This window comes from Mucilaginibacter xinganensis (genome assembly GCF_002257585.1).
Lineage (GTDB): Bacteria > Bacteroidota > Bacteroidia > Sphingobacteriales > Sphingobacteriaceae > Mucilaginibacter > Mucilaginibacter xinganensis.
Window position 1 is genome coordinate 2,462,582 of record NZ_CP022743.1, and the last position, 15,750, is coordinate 2,478,331.

Annotated in this window: 14 protein-coding genes; 7 read left to right on the forward strand and 7 right to left on the reverse strand. The window is 42.6% G+C overall.

Going from position 1 to position 15,750, the window contains the following annotated elements:
* The first annotated feature begins 291 nt into the window (after window positions 1-291).
* Genes uxaC through MuYL_RS10695 form a run of 5 tightly spaced genes read left to right on the forward strand, consistent with a single transcriptional unit; the run spans window position 292 to window position 5,725 of the window.
* A complete protein-coding gene (uxaC, locus tag MuYL_RS10675; protein WP_094570557.1) occupies window positions 292-1,704 on the forward strand; it encodes a glucuronate isomerase in 1,413 nt (470 codons plus the stop codon).
* The gene (locus tag MuYL_RS10680) at window positions 1,701-2,735 is read left to right on the forward strand and encodes a sugar kinase (RefSeq protein WP_094570558.1); all 1,035 of its coding nucleotides are present in this window, start codon (window positions 1,701-1,703) and stop codon (window positions 2,733-2,735) included. The genes uxaC and MuYL_RS10680 overlap by 4 nt, the downstream gene beginning before the upstream one ends.
* On the forward strand, window positions 2,732-3,391 hold the full coding sequence (locus MuYL_RS10685) for a beta/alpha barrel domain-containing protein (RefSeq protein ID WP_094570559.1): 660 nt from the start codon (window positions 2,732-2,734) through the stop codon (window positions 3,389-3,391). The genes MuYL_RS10680 and MuYL_RS10685 overlap by 4 nt, the downstream gene beginning before the upstream one ends.
* Before the next feature lie 20 nt (window positions 3,392-3,411).
* A complete protein-coding gene (locus tag MuYL_RS10690; RefSeq protein WP_094570560.1) occupies window positions 3,412-4,704 on the forward strand; it encodes an MFS transporter in 1,293 nt (430 codons plus the stop codon).
* A gap of 1 nt (window position 4,705) precedes the next feature.
* Window positions 4,706-5,725: a zinc-binding alcohol dehydrogenase family protein gene (locus MuYL_RS10695; RefSeq protein WP_094570561.1), complete on the forward strand. Its 1,020-nt coding sequence runs from the start codon at window positions 4,706-4,708 to the stop codon at window positions 5,723-5,725.
* An 8-nt stretch (window positions 5,726-5,733) separates the two neighbouring features.
* On the opposite strand, the gene MuYL_RS10700 is transcribed toward MuYL_RS10695, so the two are convergent.
* Window positions 5,734-6,543 (reverse strand): alpha/beta fold hydrolase, encoded by an 810-nt coding sequence (locus MuYL_RS10700; RefSeq protein WP_094570562.1) that lies wholly within the window; start codon window positions 6,541-6,543, stop codon window positions 5,734-5,736.
* 71 nt (window positions 6,544-6,614) lie between these two features.
* On the reverse strand, window positions 6,615-6,839 hold the full coding sequence (locus tag MuYL_RS10705) for a CDGSH iron-sulfur domain-containing protein (RefSeq protein WP_094572911.1): 225 nt from the start codon (window positions 6,837-6,839) through the stop codon (window positions 6,615-6,617).
* A 213-nt stretch (window positions 6,840-7,052) separates the two neighbouring features.
* On the opposite strand from MuYL_RS10705, the gene MuYL_RS10710 reads away from it, so the two are divergent.
* Window positions 7,053-7,808 (forward strand): peptidoglycan-binding protein, encoded by a 756-nt coding sequence (locus tag MuYL_RS10710; protein ID WP_094570563.1) that lies wholly within the window; start codon window positions 7,053-7,055, stop codon window positions 7,806-7,808.
* Window positions 7,809-7,857: 49 nt separating this feature from the next.
* Here MuYL_RS10710 and MuYL_RS10715 read toward each other — a convergent pair whose 3' ends face one another.
* The 5 genes from MuYL_RS10715 to MuYL_RS10735 all read right to left on the reverse strand — a co-directional run bounded on the left by MuYL_RS10715 (window position 7,858) and on the right by MuYL_RS10735 (window position 14,111).
* Entirely contained in the window at window positions 7,858-8,544 is a 687-nt protein-coding gene (locus tag MuYL_RS10715) for an arylesterase (protein ID WP_094570564.1), read from the reverse strand.
* Between the two features lie 34 nt (window positions 8,545-8,578).
* On the reverse strand, window positions 8,579-11,131 hold the full coding sequence (locus MuYL_RS10720) for an ABC transporter permease (protein ID WP_211710265.1): 2,553 nt from the start codon (window positions 11,129-11,131) through the stop codon (window positions 8,579-8,581).
* Window positions 11,132-11,138: 7 nt separating this feature from the next.
* Window positions 11,139-11,828: an ABC transporter ATP-binding protein gene (locus tag MuYL_RS10725; protein WP_094570565.1), complete on the reverse strand. Its 690-nt coding sequence runs from the start codon at window positions 11,826-11,828 to the stop codon at window positions 11,139-11,141.
* A 175-nt stretch (window positions 11,829-12,003) separates the two neighbouring features.
* Window positions 12,004-12,606, reverse strand: a complete 603-nt coding sequence (locus tag MuYL_RS10730; RefSeq protein WP_094570566.1) for a GNAT family N-acetyltransferase — start codon at window positions 12,604-12,606, stop codon at window positions 12,004-12,006.
* Between the two features lie 2 nt (window positions 12,607-12,608).
* Window positions 12,609-14,111, reverse strand: a complete 1,503-nt coding sequence (locus tag MuYL_RS10735) for a pyridoxal phosphate-dependent decarboxylase family protein (protein ID WP_094572913.1) — start codon at window positions 14,109-14,111, stop codon at window positions 12,609-12,611.
* 161 nt (window positions 14,112-14,272) lie between these two features.
* Here MuYL_RS10735 and MuYL_RS10740 point away from each other — a divergent pair, with 161 nt between their 5' ends.
* Entirely contained in the window at window positions 14,273-15,721 is a 1,449-nt protein-coding gene (locus tag MuYL_RS10740) for an aminotransferase-like domain-containing protein (protein ID WP_094570567.1), read from the forward strand.
* The last annotated feature ends 29 nt before the right edge of the window (window positions 15,722-15,750 follow it).

A 15,750-nucleotide genomic window follows, 5' to 3' on the forward strand; every position in this document is an offset into this window, starting at 1 on the left:
TAAAACAGCATAATAAAAAGCAGTATTCCTTATTGACCTGAATCGTGCCTGGCTTTTATAATTATTCCACTATAATAATATGCTTTTCAATATTATTAAAATTAAAACTTACAGCTAATAATGGTATTCAGTATCAGGCGTGAAAAACAGCGTGAAATAAAAAAAATATATTCAGATTGTAAATCAGGCTTTATTTTGGGATTATGGTTGGATAAAAAGTATATTGCCCCTGCAAAACTAAAAGCAAATTAAACCTATAAGCCTGCTTCCCACCGGCAGTTACTAATTGAAATGAAAAGTTTTTTAAATGAAGATTTTTTACTGGAAACCAAAACGGCACAGCGGCTGTATCACGACTATGCTGCCGGGTTACCCATAATTGATTATCACTGCCATTTGCCACCCGACCAGATAGCCGAAGATCTCAACTTTAAAAACCTAACACAAATATGGCTCAACGGAGATCATTACAAATGGCGTGCAATGCGCGCAAACGGGATAAGCGAGGCCTATGTAACAGGTGATAAAACTGATTGGGAGAAATTTGAGCAGTGGGCCGCTACCGTTCCTTATACTCTGCGGAATCCATTATATCACTGGACACACCTGGAACTGCAACGATACTTTGATATCAACGAGATTTTATCACCGGCAACGGCAAAAAGGATTTATGAGGAGTGCAATGAAAAACTGAGTTCGCCGGAATACAGCGTAAGGAGTATTATCAAAAGCAGGAATGTGGAGGTAGTTTGTACCACCGACGATCCTTTGGATAGCTTGTCACATCACAAAAAAATAAAAAATGATGGTTACAGCGTAAAGGTTTTACCCGCTTTTAGGCCTGATAAAGCAATGGAAGCTAATGATACCAAAACGTTAAACGCCTATATCGGCAATTTGGAAACGCTGGCGGGCTACTCAATTTTTGATTTTAACAGATACCTGGCAGCCCTCAAGAGCAGGCATGATTACTTTGCGGAAAACGGCTGTTGCTTGTCTGATCACGGATTGGAGCATTTGTATGCTGAAAATTATACAGAGCTGGAGATAAGGATCATTTTTACTAAAATAAGAAATGAGCAAAGCCTGACTACAGATGAAGCAGCACAATTTAAATCGGCCATGCTGTACCATTTTGCATGTTGGGATAATGAAAAAGGATGGGTTCAGCAATACCACCTGGGTGCGCTGCGCAATAATAACACCCGGGCGCTAAGTGAAGTCGGGCCTGATACCGGTTATGATTCCATGGGTGATTTTTCGCAGGGAAAAGCATTGTCGGGATTTTTGAATAAGCTTGAATCAGGAAATAGATTAACTAAAACCATTTTATATAACCTTAACCCGGCAGACAACGAACTAATGGCAACAATGGCGGGTAATTTTAACGACGGTACAATTGCAGGAAAAATGCAATATGGTTCGGCGTGGTGGTTTTTAGATCAGAAGGACGGGATGATCAAACAAATTAACGCCCTGTCCAACATGGGGCTTTTAAGCCGTATGGTAGGGATGCTTACTGATTCCCGTAGCTTTTTGTCATTTCCCCGGCATGAATATTTTAGAAGGATCCTTTGTAATTTGTTTGGTAACGATATTGAGAACGGGGAACTGCCAAATGACCTGGAATGGACAGGTAAAGTGATAAGTGATATTTGTTATTACAACGCCAAAAAATACTTTGATTTTGACAAAATAAAATGAGCGCAGCCTTTAAAATAAACAGATCGGGTAAAATATTATCTTTTGGCGAGCTATTGCTGAGGATAACGCCGGATGCCAATGGCGAGTGGCTCAATAATAATCAGCTGCCATTTTATGTTGGCGGAGCTGAACTAAATGTGGCAACAGCTTTAGCTTTATGGGGATTGCAATCTCAATATTTTACGGTTTTGCCTGATAATGGTTTATCAGTTCAAATTGTTAAATATCTGCAGCAGCAAAAAATTGATACCCGCTCGGTTTCTTTTGGTGCGGGCAGGCTGGGCCTTTATTATTTAACAAAAGGGCAGGACCTTAAACATGATGCCTTAATATATGACCGTGCAGGTTCGGCATTTTCGCTGCTAAAAACGGGTACTATTGATTGGGACAAGATGCTGCAGGATGTAAGCTGGTTTCATTTCAGCGCTATTTGTCCGGCAATTAATCAACAAGTGGCCGACGTTTGTTCGGAAGCCTTGCAAGCGGCGTCAAAAAAAGGGATCACCATTTCGGTTGATCTAAATTACCGCTCAAAATTATGGCAATATGGTAAAACGCCATTAGAGATAATGCCAGGGCTGGCAAAATACTGCGATTTGATAATGGGTAACGTTTGGGCTGCTGAAACCATGCTTGGAATTGCTGTTGAACCCAATATTCATGAATCGGGTCAAAAAAGCACCTACTTAAAGGAAGCGTTGAAAACATCGGAGCGTATCATGCAGCTATATCCAAAATGTAAAGCAGTAGCAAATACTTTCCGGTTCGATGCATCAGCAAATATCGATTATTATACGACGCTTTACACCGGCGGGAAGTTTTACAGTTCAAAACAGTATGAAACTAAACAGGTGACGGACAAGGTTGGCAGCGGCGATTGTTTTATGGCCGGAATAATTTATGGGTTCTTTAATAATTCAGATCCGGTTGAAACTTTAGAATTTGCCACCGCAGCGGCTTTTGAGCAGCTGTTTGTAAAAAGCGATGCTACTGATAAAACGGTCATGGATATAAAAAAAGCGATGAAATGAAGATAAAAAAAGCGGTATTAAACAGTATTTTAACCCAGGGAATGCTGCCTTTGTTTTTTAACGAAGATACTGAAGTAAGCCTGCAGGTAACCCGCACGCTTTATAAAGCGGGTATAAGAGTAATTGAATATACCAACAGAGGGAAACAGGCTTTAGATAATTTTAAGGCCTTAAAGAAAGCGGCGAACAAAGAGATGCCCGATCTTCTTTTAGGGATTGGCACCATCAAAAACGTATCGGAAGCGGAAGCCTTTATTGATGTGGGTGCTGATTTTATTGTTTCGCCGATCATAAACCCGGAGGTTGGCAAAGTTGCCCATAAACATAAACTACTTTGGATCCCCGGTTGTATGACGCCTACAGAGATCTACCTGGCGCAAAAACACGGTGCAGACCTGATCAAGATTTTTCCGGCCAACGTATTGGGTCCGGCGTTTATAAGTTCTATCAGAGAACTCTTTCCGGGGCAGCTTTTTATCCCGACTGGCGGGGTTGAGCTAACCACAAAAAATATAAGTTCCTGGTTCCATGCCGGGGTTTGCGCGGTTGGCATGGGCAGCAAATTAATTACAAAAGAAATTACCGATAAAAAGCTTTACGACAAGTTATATACCGATACTATTAAAGCTATTGAACTGGTTAAAGCTGCAATGTAATTAACCGAAAATCAATAAGTATGAAAGAAAATAGGGTAGGGAGCTACCGGTGGGTAGTAGTAGCCCTTTTGTTTTTTGCGACAACAATTAACTATCTGGACAGGCAGATTATTGGTTTATTGAAACCAACACTGGAAACGCAGTTCCGGTGGACTGAAATTGATTATGGACATATTGTAACAGCATTTACAGCTGCCTATGCTGCCGGTTTATTGATCTTTGGTAATATCATTGATAGAATAGGCACCAAATTAGGATACACTATTTCTATAATTCTGTGGAGTTTAGCGGCGATGCTTCATGCTATTGTTAAAAGTACCACAGGGTTTATATTTGTAAGGATGGGGTTGGGTATTGGTGAATCAGGTAATTTTCCGGCAGCCATAAAAGCGGTTGCGGAGTGGTTTCCCAGAAAAGAGCGCGCGTTCGCTACGGGGATATTTAATTCAGGAGCTAACATCGGTGCGGTTACTGCACCTGTGCTCGTCCCGTGGATTTTAGGGATTTACGGCTGGCAAATGGCATTTATAATTACGGGTGCAATTGGTTTTATCTGGCTTATATTTTGGCTGATATTTTATGAAATCCCTTCAAAGCATAAAAAGGTAACTACAACCGAATATGAACATATTCACAGCGACGAAGATGAAGTTGTGGTTGACGGAGTTGATGAGCCGAAAGTTAAATGGGAAACGCTTTTGAGCAAAAGACAAACCTGGACATTTGTTGCCGGAAAGCTGTTAACAGATCCCATTTGGTATTTCTTTTTATTCTGGCTGCCCTCATATTTCGCAAGTACGTTTAACCTCGACTTGAAAAAGCCAAGTTTGCCTTTGGTAATAGTTTACTCTGCAACTACTATCGGTAGTATTGGTGGTGGTTATCTTTCTTCGTGGCTTATAAAAAAAGGATGGCCGGTTTTTAAGGCGCGGAAGGTTTCTATGCTGATATTTGCAATTTGTGTAGTGCCGATTATAACAGCGCGGTTCGCTACGGGAATTTGGCAGGCAGTTGGCTTAATAGCGCTGGCGGCTGCCGCTCACCAGGCCTGGAGCGCAACCATCTTTACTACGGCCTCAGATATGTTTCCAAAAAGGGCAATAAGTTCTGTAGTGGGTATTGGGAGCATGGCGGGTGCTGTAGGGGGCATATTCTTTCCTGCGCTAATCGGCTATATTTTGGAAACCTATAAAGAAGCCGGGCACCTTGTAATTGGTTATAATATTATTTTCACCATTTGCGGGTTTGCTTATTTACTGGCCTGGTTAATTATGCACCTGCTTTCGCCCACCATGAAAAGAGTTGAATTATAAAATGAAGACATTGATCTGTACCACTCCTGGCAGCCTGGAATATAAAAAGGGTGAAAAGCCTGTTTTGCAAAAAGGCCATGCTATTATAAAAGTAAAACGTATAGGCATTTGCGGAACAGACCTGCATGCCTTTGAAGGCACGCAGCCTTATTTTGACTACCCGCGCATCCTGGGGCATGAGCTTTCGGGTGAGTTAATTGAATTTGACGACGCTCCCGGGTTCAACATCGGTGAGCAGGTGACCTTTATTCCATATTTTAATTGCGGAACTTGCATAGCCTGCCGCAGCGAAAAACCTAACTGCTGTGTAAACATAAAAGTTTGCGGTGTGCATATTGATGGCGGAATGGTAGAATATCTTTCTGTGCCCTCTTATTCTCTGGTGCATGGCGGCAGCTTAAGCTATGATGAACTGGCGTTGGTTGAACCTTTGGCCATTGGTGCGCATGGTATTAGCCGCGCCTATGTACAGAGCGGAGAATTTGTTTTGGTGATTGGAGCGGGCCCTATAGGTTTGGGTGTGATGGAATTTGCAAGAATAGCAGGCGCCCGGGTAATAGCCATGGATGTAAATGCTTCGCGGCTTGAGTTTTGTAAAGTCCATTTGAAAATCGATCATGTAATTAATGCGGCAGATGCAAATGTGTCGGAAGAGTTAAGAACAATAACCGGGGGCGACATGCCTGCTGTAGTGATTGATGCCACAGGAAGCCTGAAAGCGATTAATAATGCCTTCCAATACATGGCGCATGGTGCACGGTTTGTGCTGATTGGCTTGCAGAAAGGAGACCTTAGTTTTAGTCACCCTGAATTTCATAAGCGGGAGGCAACTTTAATGAGCAGCAGGAACGCTACCCGCAAGGATTTTGAGCACGTAATTGCCTGTATGAAAAATGGGTTAGTTGATCCCAAAACTTACATAACACATAAGGTTGGCTTTAGTAAAGTGAAAAGGGAGTTTGGAAGCTGGTTAAAGCCCGAAACGGGGGTAATAAAGGCAATGGTTTCTTTAGATGAATAATCAACCTGTTAAAAAGAGCCCGAATTACTTATCCCTTTCAGAAAATCAAGTACTGCTGCATTGAATGCGTTGGGTTGCTCCAGGTTAGGCAGATGGCCGGCGTCTTCAATCACAACCAATTTGCAGTTTTGAAGGTTTTGCTGTAATTCTTCTGCTTTGGCAACCGGGGTAAATTCATCCTGCCGGCCAACTATTACAAGGGTAGGGATGTTTATGGTTGGTAAAACTACTTTGAGATAGTCAATCCGTTCGGCCCTTGCCCGTAAAGCAGTTGCGGCTCCTTTCGGTGAAGATGCTTTCATCATTTTTAAAACATGGGCAGCTGCTTCCGGTTGGGATGAAACATGTTCGGGTTTTAACATTTTATAGATTACCTCGTTGGAATAAGAGTCCATCCCTTCTTTTTCCAAACGATCAGCGGTATCATACCGGCCCTGCTTTACTTCTGGCGTATCCATGCCGGCAAATGTATCGGCAAAAATTAAACTTTTTATTCTTTTGGGCGCCTGTCTGAAAATTTCCATGATGATTTGCCCGCCCTGCGATAACCCTGCTAAATGGAAGCGATCAACCTCCAAAGCTTCCATTAACGCCAGCAGATCTGTCGCATAATCTTCAAACCTGGTTAGTTTGGGTAAGCCGCTTTTTCCATATCCCCTTAAATCAGGTGTAATAACCTGGTATAAAGTTGAAAACGATGCGATTTGGGGGGCCCACATAGTGTGGTCAAAAGGATGCCCGTGCACCAGCAGGATTGGGTCTCCCTGCCCGGTTAGTTTATAGTAAATTTTTACGTTATTAGCTAAAATTACAGGCATTTGAAAGGGATTTTTTACAGAACCCAAACTTACGAAGTTTTTAAGGCTTCGTAAGTTTTTGAAAGATCAAATTACACTTTCTTTGGGGGGAGATCAAATGCAATTGCATTATGTTCAAAGTGACCTTTATGAGACCCATCGCAAAATGGTTTGTTTGCTGAAAGGCCGCAGCGGCAAATGGAAACAATAGTACGGCCTTGTAAGCCATATTCGTTACCCTGCATATCAACAATTTCAAAGTCGCCCTCTATTTTTACAGAGCCATTATTGTTTATAGTAAGTTTAGTTTTTTCCATAAATTTTGATTTTTGCGAAGGTAACATATCCTTTTGGCATCAGTAATAAAATGTTGCTTATATAGATAAATTCTAATTAAATAACAGATGCAATTTTTTACGGAAACTGCGTTATTTAGTAGAACCAAGCAGTTGAGGAATATTAAAAAAATATTTTGAACTTTAATAAACCAACGCCTTTTTAACCAATTATATATTTTACCTAAGCCAGTTATGACGTACCCCGGTTATACCATTCAGCAGCATGCTGTTGATATCACAAGTGTTAAAGCCATCCAACAACAATTAAATGAAAAGGGCTGTGGCCCTGTTAAAGTTAATGGCGACTATGACCTTGACACATGCTATGCGGTTATGCTTTTTCAAACACGATTTAATGACGTAAACGGAAACCCGCTGGACGCTGACGGCATTGTTGGCCCTATTACCTGGGCTGCGTTATTTGGCGTGAAAAATATTAAGGCTATAGTTACACCGCCAAACAGGCTGCTTTCCGCAGTTTTGGACATCGCAAGGTCGCAAATTGGTGTTACAGAGTTTCCCGCCGGAAGTAATGATGGCCCAAGCGTATATAAATACCATGATGCCGCCGGTATTGCTAGTGGACAGCGCTGGTCAATGGCGTTTGTTTACTGGTGTTTTAATCAGGCTTGTACAAATTTAGTAATGGAAAACCCTGTTTTTAAAACTGGTGATGTAACACAGGGATGGTTAAAAGCAAAAGGGAAAATATTAACCAACCATGATGCCAAGCTAAATACCTCACTTATTTTACCCGGACAGGTATTCATTATTTCCACAGGGCCGGGATTGGGGCATTCCGGATTTGTTGAGAAAAACGAAAATGGCATGTTAACCACAATTGAAGGTAACGTATGTGCAAACAGCAGCGATGGCCAGGTAGGTGTTTTTAGGCGTACCGGAAGGATAATTGATACAATCAATACAGGCTTTATCCAGTTTGAATAAGGCCTTTCGGGTGCTGCGTAACTTCCTGCTTCCTGAACCTTGATTTAAATTAGCTATTGCTGAGTAATACTTTTTCCAGCACCTGCCAAACATTATTACCCACTATTTTAGCGCCTTCAACGGTTGGATGGATGCCATCTTTTTGGTTTAACGCAGGTACACCACCAACATCTTTTAAAAGAAAAGGCATCAGGGTCATTTTGTTTTTGGCTGCCAGTTCAGGAAAAATGGCTTTAAAACTGTAGGCATAGGCGCTGCCCATGTTCGGAGGTACCTGCATGCCCAGCATCACTAATTTGGCATTGGGATATTTTATTTTAACAGTATCAATTATAGCCTGCAGGTTTTGAACGGTTTCGCTCACCGGGATACCCCGCAAGCCATCATTGGCACCCAGCTCCAATACAAACACATCAACTTTTTGCTTCAGTATCCAGGTGATCCGCGCTTTCCCTCCGGCAGAGGTTTCGCCGCTTACGCCCGCATTTACCACTTTGTAATGGAGCTTTGCCGCATCTATTTTTTGTTGTACCACTCCCGGGAACGCCTGTGACGGATCATCGAGCCCATAGCCGGCTGTAAGGCTATCGCCAAAAAACAAAACGGTTTTATCACTAAACGAAGAGTCAGGTTTATTAGCAGCTACTTGTGGCTCTGCTGGTTTTGCTTTTTTATCGCCGCAGGCTCCCAGAAAAAAAAGTGCAGTTAGTAAGCAGATGATCTTTAATTTGTGCATGTCAATTTTCAATTAAAAGTTCCGGGTCGATTAACTAATTTCCTCTTAGAATCTCTAAAGGAGGTTTATTCAAGACACCGCGGCTGTTCAATAAGCCGATGATTATAGTTAGCAACGATATTATAAAAAACAATATTACTGCGGGCAATAAATTAATAGTAAACGGCACTTCGAAGCTGTATTTAGCTAAAAGCCAGCTACCGGAAATTGCTATAACTATTCCGGTAAGTGCGGATAATGATCCTAAAAACAGGTATTCCAAAGCGGCGATGGTAAATATTTGTTTACGGCTGCCGCCAAGTGTACGCAGTAACACGCTCTCCTGGATGCGCTGGTATTTACTGATCCTTACTGACGCAACTAAAACTACTATCCCTGTTATGATGCTGAAAGCGCTCATGAAACGGATAACGTAGCCTATTTTATCTAAAAGCCCGTCAATTACATTTAAAACCAGGCCGAGGTCAATTATTGAGATATTAGGGAACTGCCTAACTACCGCCTGCTGGAATTTTGCCGACGCTTTTGCCGACGGAACATGGGTAAGCAGCACATGAAACTGTGGTGCATCCTCCAAAACTCCGGCCGGGAATACGATTTGGAAATTAGTTTGGATCTTGTTCCAGTTTACCTGCCTTACACTGCTAACAATGGCGGGCATGGGCACTCCCTGCACATTAAACACCAGATGATCGCCCACGTTCACATGGTTGCGTTTAGAGAAGTTATCTTCAATAGAAACCGGGATCTCTTTGCCCGGTGCCGACTTACCAACCCACTCGCCTTTTATTATTTTCTCGGTGGCGCTAAGGGTATCGCGGTAAGTAACCCGGTAATCCCATGTAAAAGCACGAACAGGGATTTTAAGCGTGGTGTCTTTTTTTACATCAGCCTCAGTTTTACCGTTGATTTTCTCCAGTTTAACGGCTACAATTGGCACCTGCTGAAGTACCGGCAAGCCTTGCTGTTTAGTTAATTGGGCCACTGCTTTTTGCTGGCCGGTTTGAATATCAAACAGGATCATGTTTGATTGGTTGCCGCTTGACGAAAGGCTGATTTGCCCCATCAAAATACTTTGAATAAAAAACAGGATGCAAATAAACGTCGTGCTAAGCCCGATTGATACTATCAGGATGATAGTTTGGTTGTTGGGGCGGTAAAGGTTGGCAAAACCCTGCCTGAATAAATAACTCCAGGTGCTCTTGATAAAAAGCCGCATTAAGGTCATTAAAAGCCATGCGGTGAAAGCCAGTACCATGAAAGCGATGATAATGCCTATGGTAAAAAATATGCTCGCCAGCCAGCTGTCGAGTTGTAAAAAGGTGAAAGAAAGCACGAAAAGTACGATGAGCAAATAAACCAGCCACCTGTACGGGTCGCGGGCCACGTTTACACTGTCGTAATTCATTCGCAGCGTATTTAACGGCGAGATATTGCGAATGGAAATGAGCGGTAACAGCGCAAATAAGATGGAAATAATTACGCCCAGTAAAATTCCTTGTCCTATGGCCAGCCAGGAAATGTCGGTAGAGATAGTGATCGGTAAAAAATCCTTCATTACCATTGGTAAAAGGCGCTGAATAGATGTGCCCAGCACCGCACCCGCTACAGCCCCAATGATGCCTATACCTACAATTTGGATCAGGTAGATTAAAAATGCTTCTGAAGCTTTCACGCCCAGGCAACGCATTATAGCTATGGATGCAATCTTTTCGCGGATATAAATATGAATGGCGCTGGCTACGCCCACGCAGCCTAGCAGCAAAGCAATAAAGCCAACAAGCGATAAAAAACGGGTGAGGTCACCAAAAGAGCGGCCGGTGTTTTCTTTTCGGATCTCGACAGTCTCAACGTTCATTTCCGCTTTGTCCAGCTTTGGCTGGATGGCTTTTACCAGCTTTGATATATTTACCGGCTTTTTATATTGATAATAGTAGTTGTAGCTGATGCGGCTGCCTTTTTTGGAGAGGCCGGTTTGCTGGAGGTATTGCAGGGGGATATAGACAATTGGTGCTATGCCCGACGAAACACCTGTTTGTCCGGGTGCTTTGTCCAGGATCCCGGCAATTAAAAAGGTAACCTCGCCTACTTTGACAGAATCATTTACATGCACATTAAACTGTAAGGCCAATGTTTTATCAATCAGGGCTGTTTTTCCTTTTTTAAAGGAAGAGCCTGCTGCCACCGGTTCAGTTTCGAGGCTGCCGTAATAGGGAAAACCTCCCTGTAATGCCCGTACCTGTACTAATCTGGTTCCCTGCGTTTTTGGAAAATAGATCATTGAAGCAAAGTCGCGTTCTTCTGATCGCTGGTTTCCGAGCGAATCAAGTAATGGTTTTACTGCAGTATCCGCGGGTTTGTTTCCCGATATCACCAGGTCGGCACCGATCAACGTTGCCGCCTGTGCATTAATATCATTTTGCAGGTTATACCTGAATGAATAAATAGCCACCAAAGCAGCTATTCCAAATACAATGGCCGAAATGAACAGCAACAACCGCGAGCGGTTTTTCCTGCTATCCCGCAGGGCCATTTGAAAAAGCCAGGAGATATTTATTTTTCTTTTAGTAATTGAATTGATGTCCATCGCCCGGTTATCCTTTATCAGTTAAATCATCAGCCACCAGTTTACCACCTTTAATGCGGATGATCCTCTGCGTTTTGGCTGCAAGTTCCAGGTCGTGCGTTACTACAACCAGCGTTGTACCAGCCTCTCTGTTCAAGTCAAAAAGTAACTTTACAACTTTTTCACTGGTTTCGGCGTCAAGGTTTCCGGTGGGTTCATCAGCAAATAAGATCCTCGGCGCATTTGAGAATGCCCGGGCCAGCGACACCCTTTGCTGTTCGCCGCCGGATAATTGGGTAGGGTAATGGTGACTTCGGTCCGCAAGCCCCACCTTGTCTAATAGATCCATTGCCCTTGTACGGATATTTTTTTCGCCGCGAAGCTCCAGCGGAACCATTACATTCTCCAGCGCGGTTAAGGTAGGCAACAGCTGGAAATTTTGGAAAATAAAGCCGATATATTGGTTACGCACCTGGGCCAGCTGGTCTTCGGTAAGTGTACCAAGGTTAATGCCGTTTAATTCTACAATTCCAGATGTGGCTCTGTCAAGCCCTGCGCAAAGGCCAAGCAGCGTTGTTTTACCGCTGCCCGATGGCCCTACAATGGCATTTGTTGATCCGGCGATAACGGCGAAATTTATATGATCAAGCACAGTAAGGGTTTTACCTGCGCTTTGATATGTTTTTGTAAGATTTGAAATACGAAGGATATTTTCCACTATTAGCCTTATTTATTTATAGATAGTGAAAATATGTTTTTGTTACTTATTTCAGGCTAAATTGAGTTTCAGTTGTTGCAAATGTTGTAAAAGTTATACTTCAATGACATACGTTGCTGCCAGTACTTATGTTGATGTTCGTTCCTGCTTTAAAAGAGGCTACTATAAAACACGCTTATAGTCTTTGTTTTAAGCGGGCTTTAATTACGCTTTCCCATTCTTCCTGTAATATACTTAAAACAATTGAGTCCCGCCGTCCGCCTTCCTGCAGCGGCATATTGTTTCTCAATATCCCCTCCGGTACGCAGCCAATGCTTTTCATTGCTGAAATACTTAGTTCATTTCTTGCGTCGGCTCTAAATTCAACCCTTAAAGCATTTAACGTTTCAAAGGCAAACTGCAACAGCAAATATTTGCAATGCTTGTTTAAGCCGGTACCCCTGAATTTTTCGCCATACCAGGTGTAACCTAGCTGAACGGTTTGCCATGCAGGCAAAATATCATAAAAACGGGTGCTGCCGGCATAGCTTTGGCTTTGCTTATCATATACAATAAACGGGTATTCTTTCCCTGTAGCTTTGTTGGTAACAGCGTCATCAATATACCTGCGCATGCCATCGGCCCCGCGGGCGCTTAAATAAGAATATTTCCATGTATCAGGTTCGTTCAGCGCAAAAGGCAACAGATTATAGTAATCGCTTTCAAGCAAGGGCCTCAGCAACACGCGCTCGTCTTCCAGTATGTAGTTCATATTTTGATCATAGTTTAGCGCTGTCATATTTACTGTATTAAAAAGTCAAATTTGAATAATCTTGAATCGTACGTTTTTACCAGGGTATCACCGATTGCAATGGTGCCGTTTATCATTTCATCCAAATGGCTGCGCCGGGTACGATGATTAGTTATGGCTGCGCGAATAACATAATTACCATTTAATAATGTGCTCGAAGGGGCAGCTATTCCTTTTTCCTGCATCCTCATCAATAGTTCTTTGTTTAAAATATTTAACTGATTATCATCCATATTTCCCGGGTTGTACCTAAAGCACACTACGTTCATGGTAACTGAAGCCATCAATTCTAACTCAGGATGCTTACTAACCTGGTTGCCCAGGTAAAACGCCTGGTCAATGTTTTGTGATATCATAGCGGCATATTTATCAGCGCCATGTTCTTTTAGGCTCATCCAAACCTTCAGGGCTTTAAAGCCCCTTGAAAGTTCCATGCCATAGTTCGAAATGGTTTCGGGACCGGCTGCCAGGCCCCTGTCATGGGCAGTCAGATAGTTAACTGTTGTTGCAAAGGCAGCCTTGTGTGCTGTCGCATCTTTAAATAACACGCAGCCTACTTCATATTGCATATACATCCACTTATGCAGGTCAAAGGCAACGCTGTCGGCTTCTTCAATTGCTTTAAGCTTGTCCCTGTAAGCCGGGGCTAATTTGGCCAATGCGCCGAAAGCGCCGTCAATATGAAACCAGATCTTTTCTTTGCGTGCTATTTGCAAAAGTTCACTTAACGGGTCAATAGCCCCGGTGTTTACAGTGCCTGCATTGCCAATTATGCAGAACGGAAGAAAACCTGCGTCCTTGTCCTCCTTAATTTTAGCTTTCAGCGCTTCTGTATCAATTTCAAAATTATCATTTACCGCTATCTTTCTCAATTGCTGGTTGCCTATACCAATTACTTCGGCGGCTTTACCAATACAGTTGTGGGTTTCGCTGCTGCAATAGGCAATTAATTTGCCGGGAGCAGCATAAACGCCGGCATTTTTTGCATTGGCAATAATGGTATTGCGTGCAACAATAAGACCTGTAATATTAGCTATAGAGCCGCCGCTAACTAATATGCCGCTACCTGTTGCCGGGTAATTCATCAATTGTTTACACCAGTTGATAACCTGCTTATCCACATACAAGGCACTTTGATCGCCAATAGCAGTATTGCTGTTCATTACCCCTGCCAGTAAGTCTGCAAATGCGCCCATTGGTGTACCCGTACCCTGTACCCAAGAAAAGTATTTTGGATGGATATTACCGCCGTGATAAGGAAAAATATTTTGCTTAAAATCCCGGTAAACATCAAAGATATTTTCAGGTTGATGGGGCAGGGGCGTACTTAGTTCGGCTTTTACCAGTTGAGGTACCGGAGTCCATACCGGTTTTTCACCAATGCCTTTTAAATAATCGACCATGTCATCAATTATTTGATGGCCTAAAGTTTTAATATCATCCCAATCTACAGGGTCTAGCCCAATTTCTGGCTTTGAACTTATTTCATTCATAAAAGTTATTTGCATTACAAAAGTGGCGTATAAATAATTAATAAAACAGATGCAGATTTGCTATTTTTGCACATAACAGAAGTAGCTTACGCGGTTCATTTTCTAAATTTTGCTAAGTTGTGTCCTTCAATTAAGATTAAAAACCCGATAGTTGCTAATAAATGGTTAATAGCTTAACACGTACCACCAAGCCTGATGAAGACTTTTTGTATATGCAAATTGCCGACAGGTTGGGCAGCCAGATCAATCAGCTGATATTAAGGACCGGAGAAAAATTGCCTTCTGTTCGCGCTTTGAGTCAGGAGCAAGGGATAAGCCTGAGCACAGCATATAAGGCTTATGTGCAGTTAGAGATCAGGGGATTAATAGAAGCAAGGCCAAAATCCGGCTATTACGTGCGGTACACACCCGCCCGTTCCTTTAACGAGCCAAAACGCGAACGGCTTGCGGGCGAATCAGAAAAGGTAAGTCTTGACGAGATGATCGCTATGGTGTATCGTAATTTTTCGGCGGATAGTATTGTCAAATTATCCATGGCTTCACCCGCCTTATCTCTGTTGCCGCTGGCTAAACTTAATAAATCAATGGCAGAGGCTGTTCGTTTAAGCGCTGATAGCTGTATCAGCTATGAGGCTGTTCAGGGCAATGCAAATTTAAGAACACACATAGCACGGCAGGCTTTTGCCTGGGGAGGTAATATATTACCTGACGATGTTGTAACGACGCAAGGCTGTATGGAAGCTCTTGTGTTTTGCCTGAGTGCGGTAACCAAACCGGGCGATGTGGTAGCAATTGAATGCCCAACATATTTCGGGATCTTCAGCACTGTACAAAGCCTGGGCCTTAAAATTGTAGAGATCCCTACCAGCTCAACCGAAGGCCCCGACCTGGATTATTTAGCAAAGGCAATCAATCTGCATCAAATAAAAGTTTGTTTGTTTGTCCCCACCTTTAGTAACCCATTAGGTTATTGTATGACCAATGAAAAGAAAAAGAAGCTGGTTGAACTGTTAGCCAAAAATGAAGTGCCACTTATTGAGGATGATATTTATGGTGAAATGTATTTTGGCAGAACCAGGCCACGCACCTGCAAGAGTTACGATGCTAAAGGTTTGGTTATGTTATGCTCGTCAGTATCAAAAACACTGGCACCCGGCTATCGGGTAGGCTGGTGCATTCCGGGCAGGTTTAAGGCGCAGATCATTAATTTAAAATTGATGCACTCGCTTTCATCAGCATCGCCAACACATGCGGCAATCGGCCACTTTTTCGAAACAGGCAGATATGACCTGCACATGCGAAACCTGCGTAAGGCGCTGCACACGCAGTGTTTAAGATATACCCAGGCCATTACTGAATACTTTCCGGACGACGTTAAGGTTAGCAGGCCGGAGGGTGGTTATGTATTATGGATTGAACTAAATAAAAAAGTTGATGCTTTTGAACTTTATAAACAGGCTATTGCATTTAAAATTAGCATCTCTCCGGGACAAATCTTCAGTACTGACAGCCGCTTTACCAATTTTATAAGGATCAGTTTTGGAACGCCATATAATGAAGAAATTGATAAAAGCCTTAAAAAATTAGGACAATTAATGAGCGAATTTTAAAATGACGCCAACCATCCGTAATAATATCC

Bases quoted from the DNA above. Each gene is read 5' to 3' on its own strand.
- uxaC (WP_094570557.1), top strand. From the start codon at position 292: ATGAAAAGTTTTTTAAATGAAGATTTTTTACTGGAAACCAAAACGGCA.
- MuYL_RS10680 (WP_094570558.1), top strand. From the start codon at position 1,701: ATGAGCGCAGCCTTTAAAATAAACAGATCGGGTAAAATATTATCTTTT.
- MuYL_RS10685 (WP_094570559.1), top strand. From the start codon at position 2,732: ATGAAGATAAAAAAAGCGGTATTAAACAGTATTTTAACCCAGGGAATG.
- MuYL_RS10690 (WP_094570560.1), top strand. From the start codon at position 3,412: ATGAAAGAAAATAGGGTAGGGAGCTACCGGTGGGTAGTAGTAGCCCTT.
- MuYL_RS10695 (WP_094570561.1), top strand. From the start codon at position 4,706: ATGAAGACATTGATCTGTACCACTCCTGGCAGCCTGGAATATAAAAAG.
- MuYL_RS10700 (WP_094570562.1), bottom strand. From the start codon at position 6,543: ATGCCTGTAATTTTAGCTAATAACGTAAAAATTTACTATAAACTAACC.
- MuYL_RS10705 (WP_094572911.1), bottom strand. From the start codon at position 6,839: ATGGAAAAAACTAAACTTACTATAAACAATAATGGCTCTGTAAAAATA.
- MuYL_RS10710 (WP_094570563.1), top strand. From the start codon at position 7,053: ATGACGTACCCCGGTTATACCATTCAGCAGCATGCTGTTGATATCACA.
- MuYL_RS10715 (WP_094570564.1), bottom strand. From the start codon at position 8,544: ATGCACAAATTAAAGATCATCTGCTTACTAACTGCACTTTTTTTTCTG.
- MuYL_RS10720 (WP_211710265.1), bottom strand. From the start codon at position 11,131: ATGGACATCAATTCAATTACTAAAAGAAAAATAAATATCTCCTGGCTT.
- MuYL_RS10730 (WP_094570566.1), bottom strand. From the start codon at position 12,606: ATGACAGCGCTAAACTATGATCAAAATATGAACTACATACTGGAAGAC.
- MuYL_RS10735 (WP_094572913.1), bottom strand. From the start codon at position 14,111: ATGAATGAAATAAGTTCAAAGCCAGAAATTGGGCTAGACCCTGTAGAT.
- MuYL_RS10740 (WP_094570567.1), top strand. From the start codon at position 14,273: ATGGTTAATAGCTTAACACGTACCACCAAGCCTGATGAAGACTTTTTG.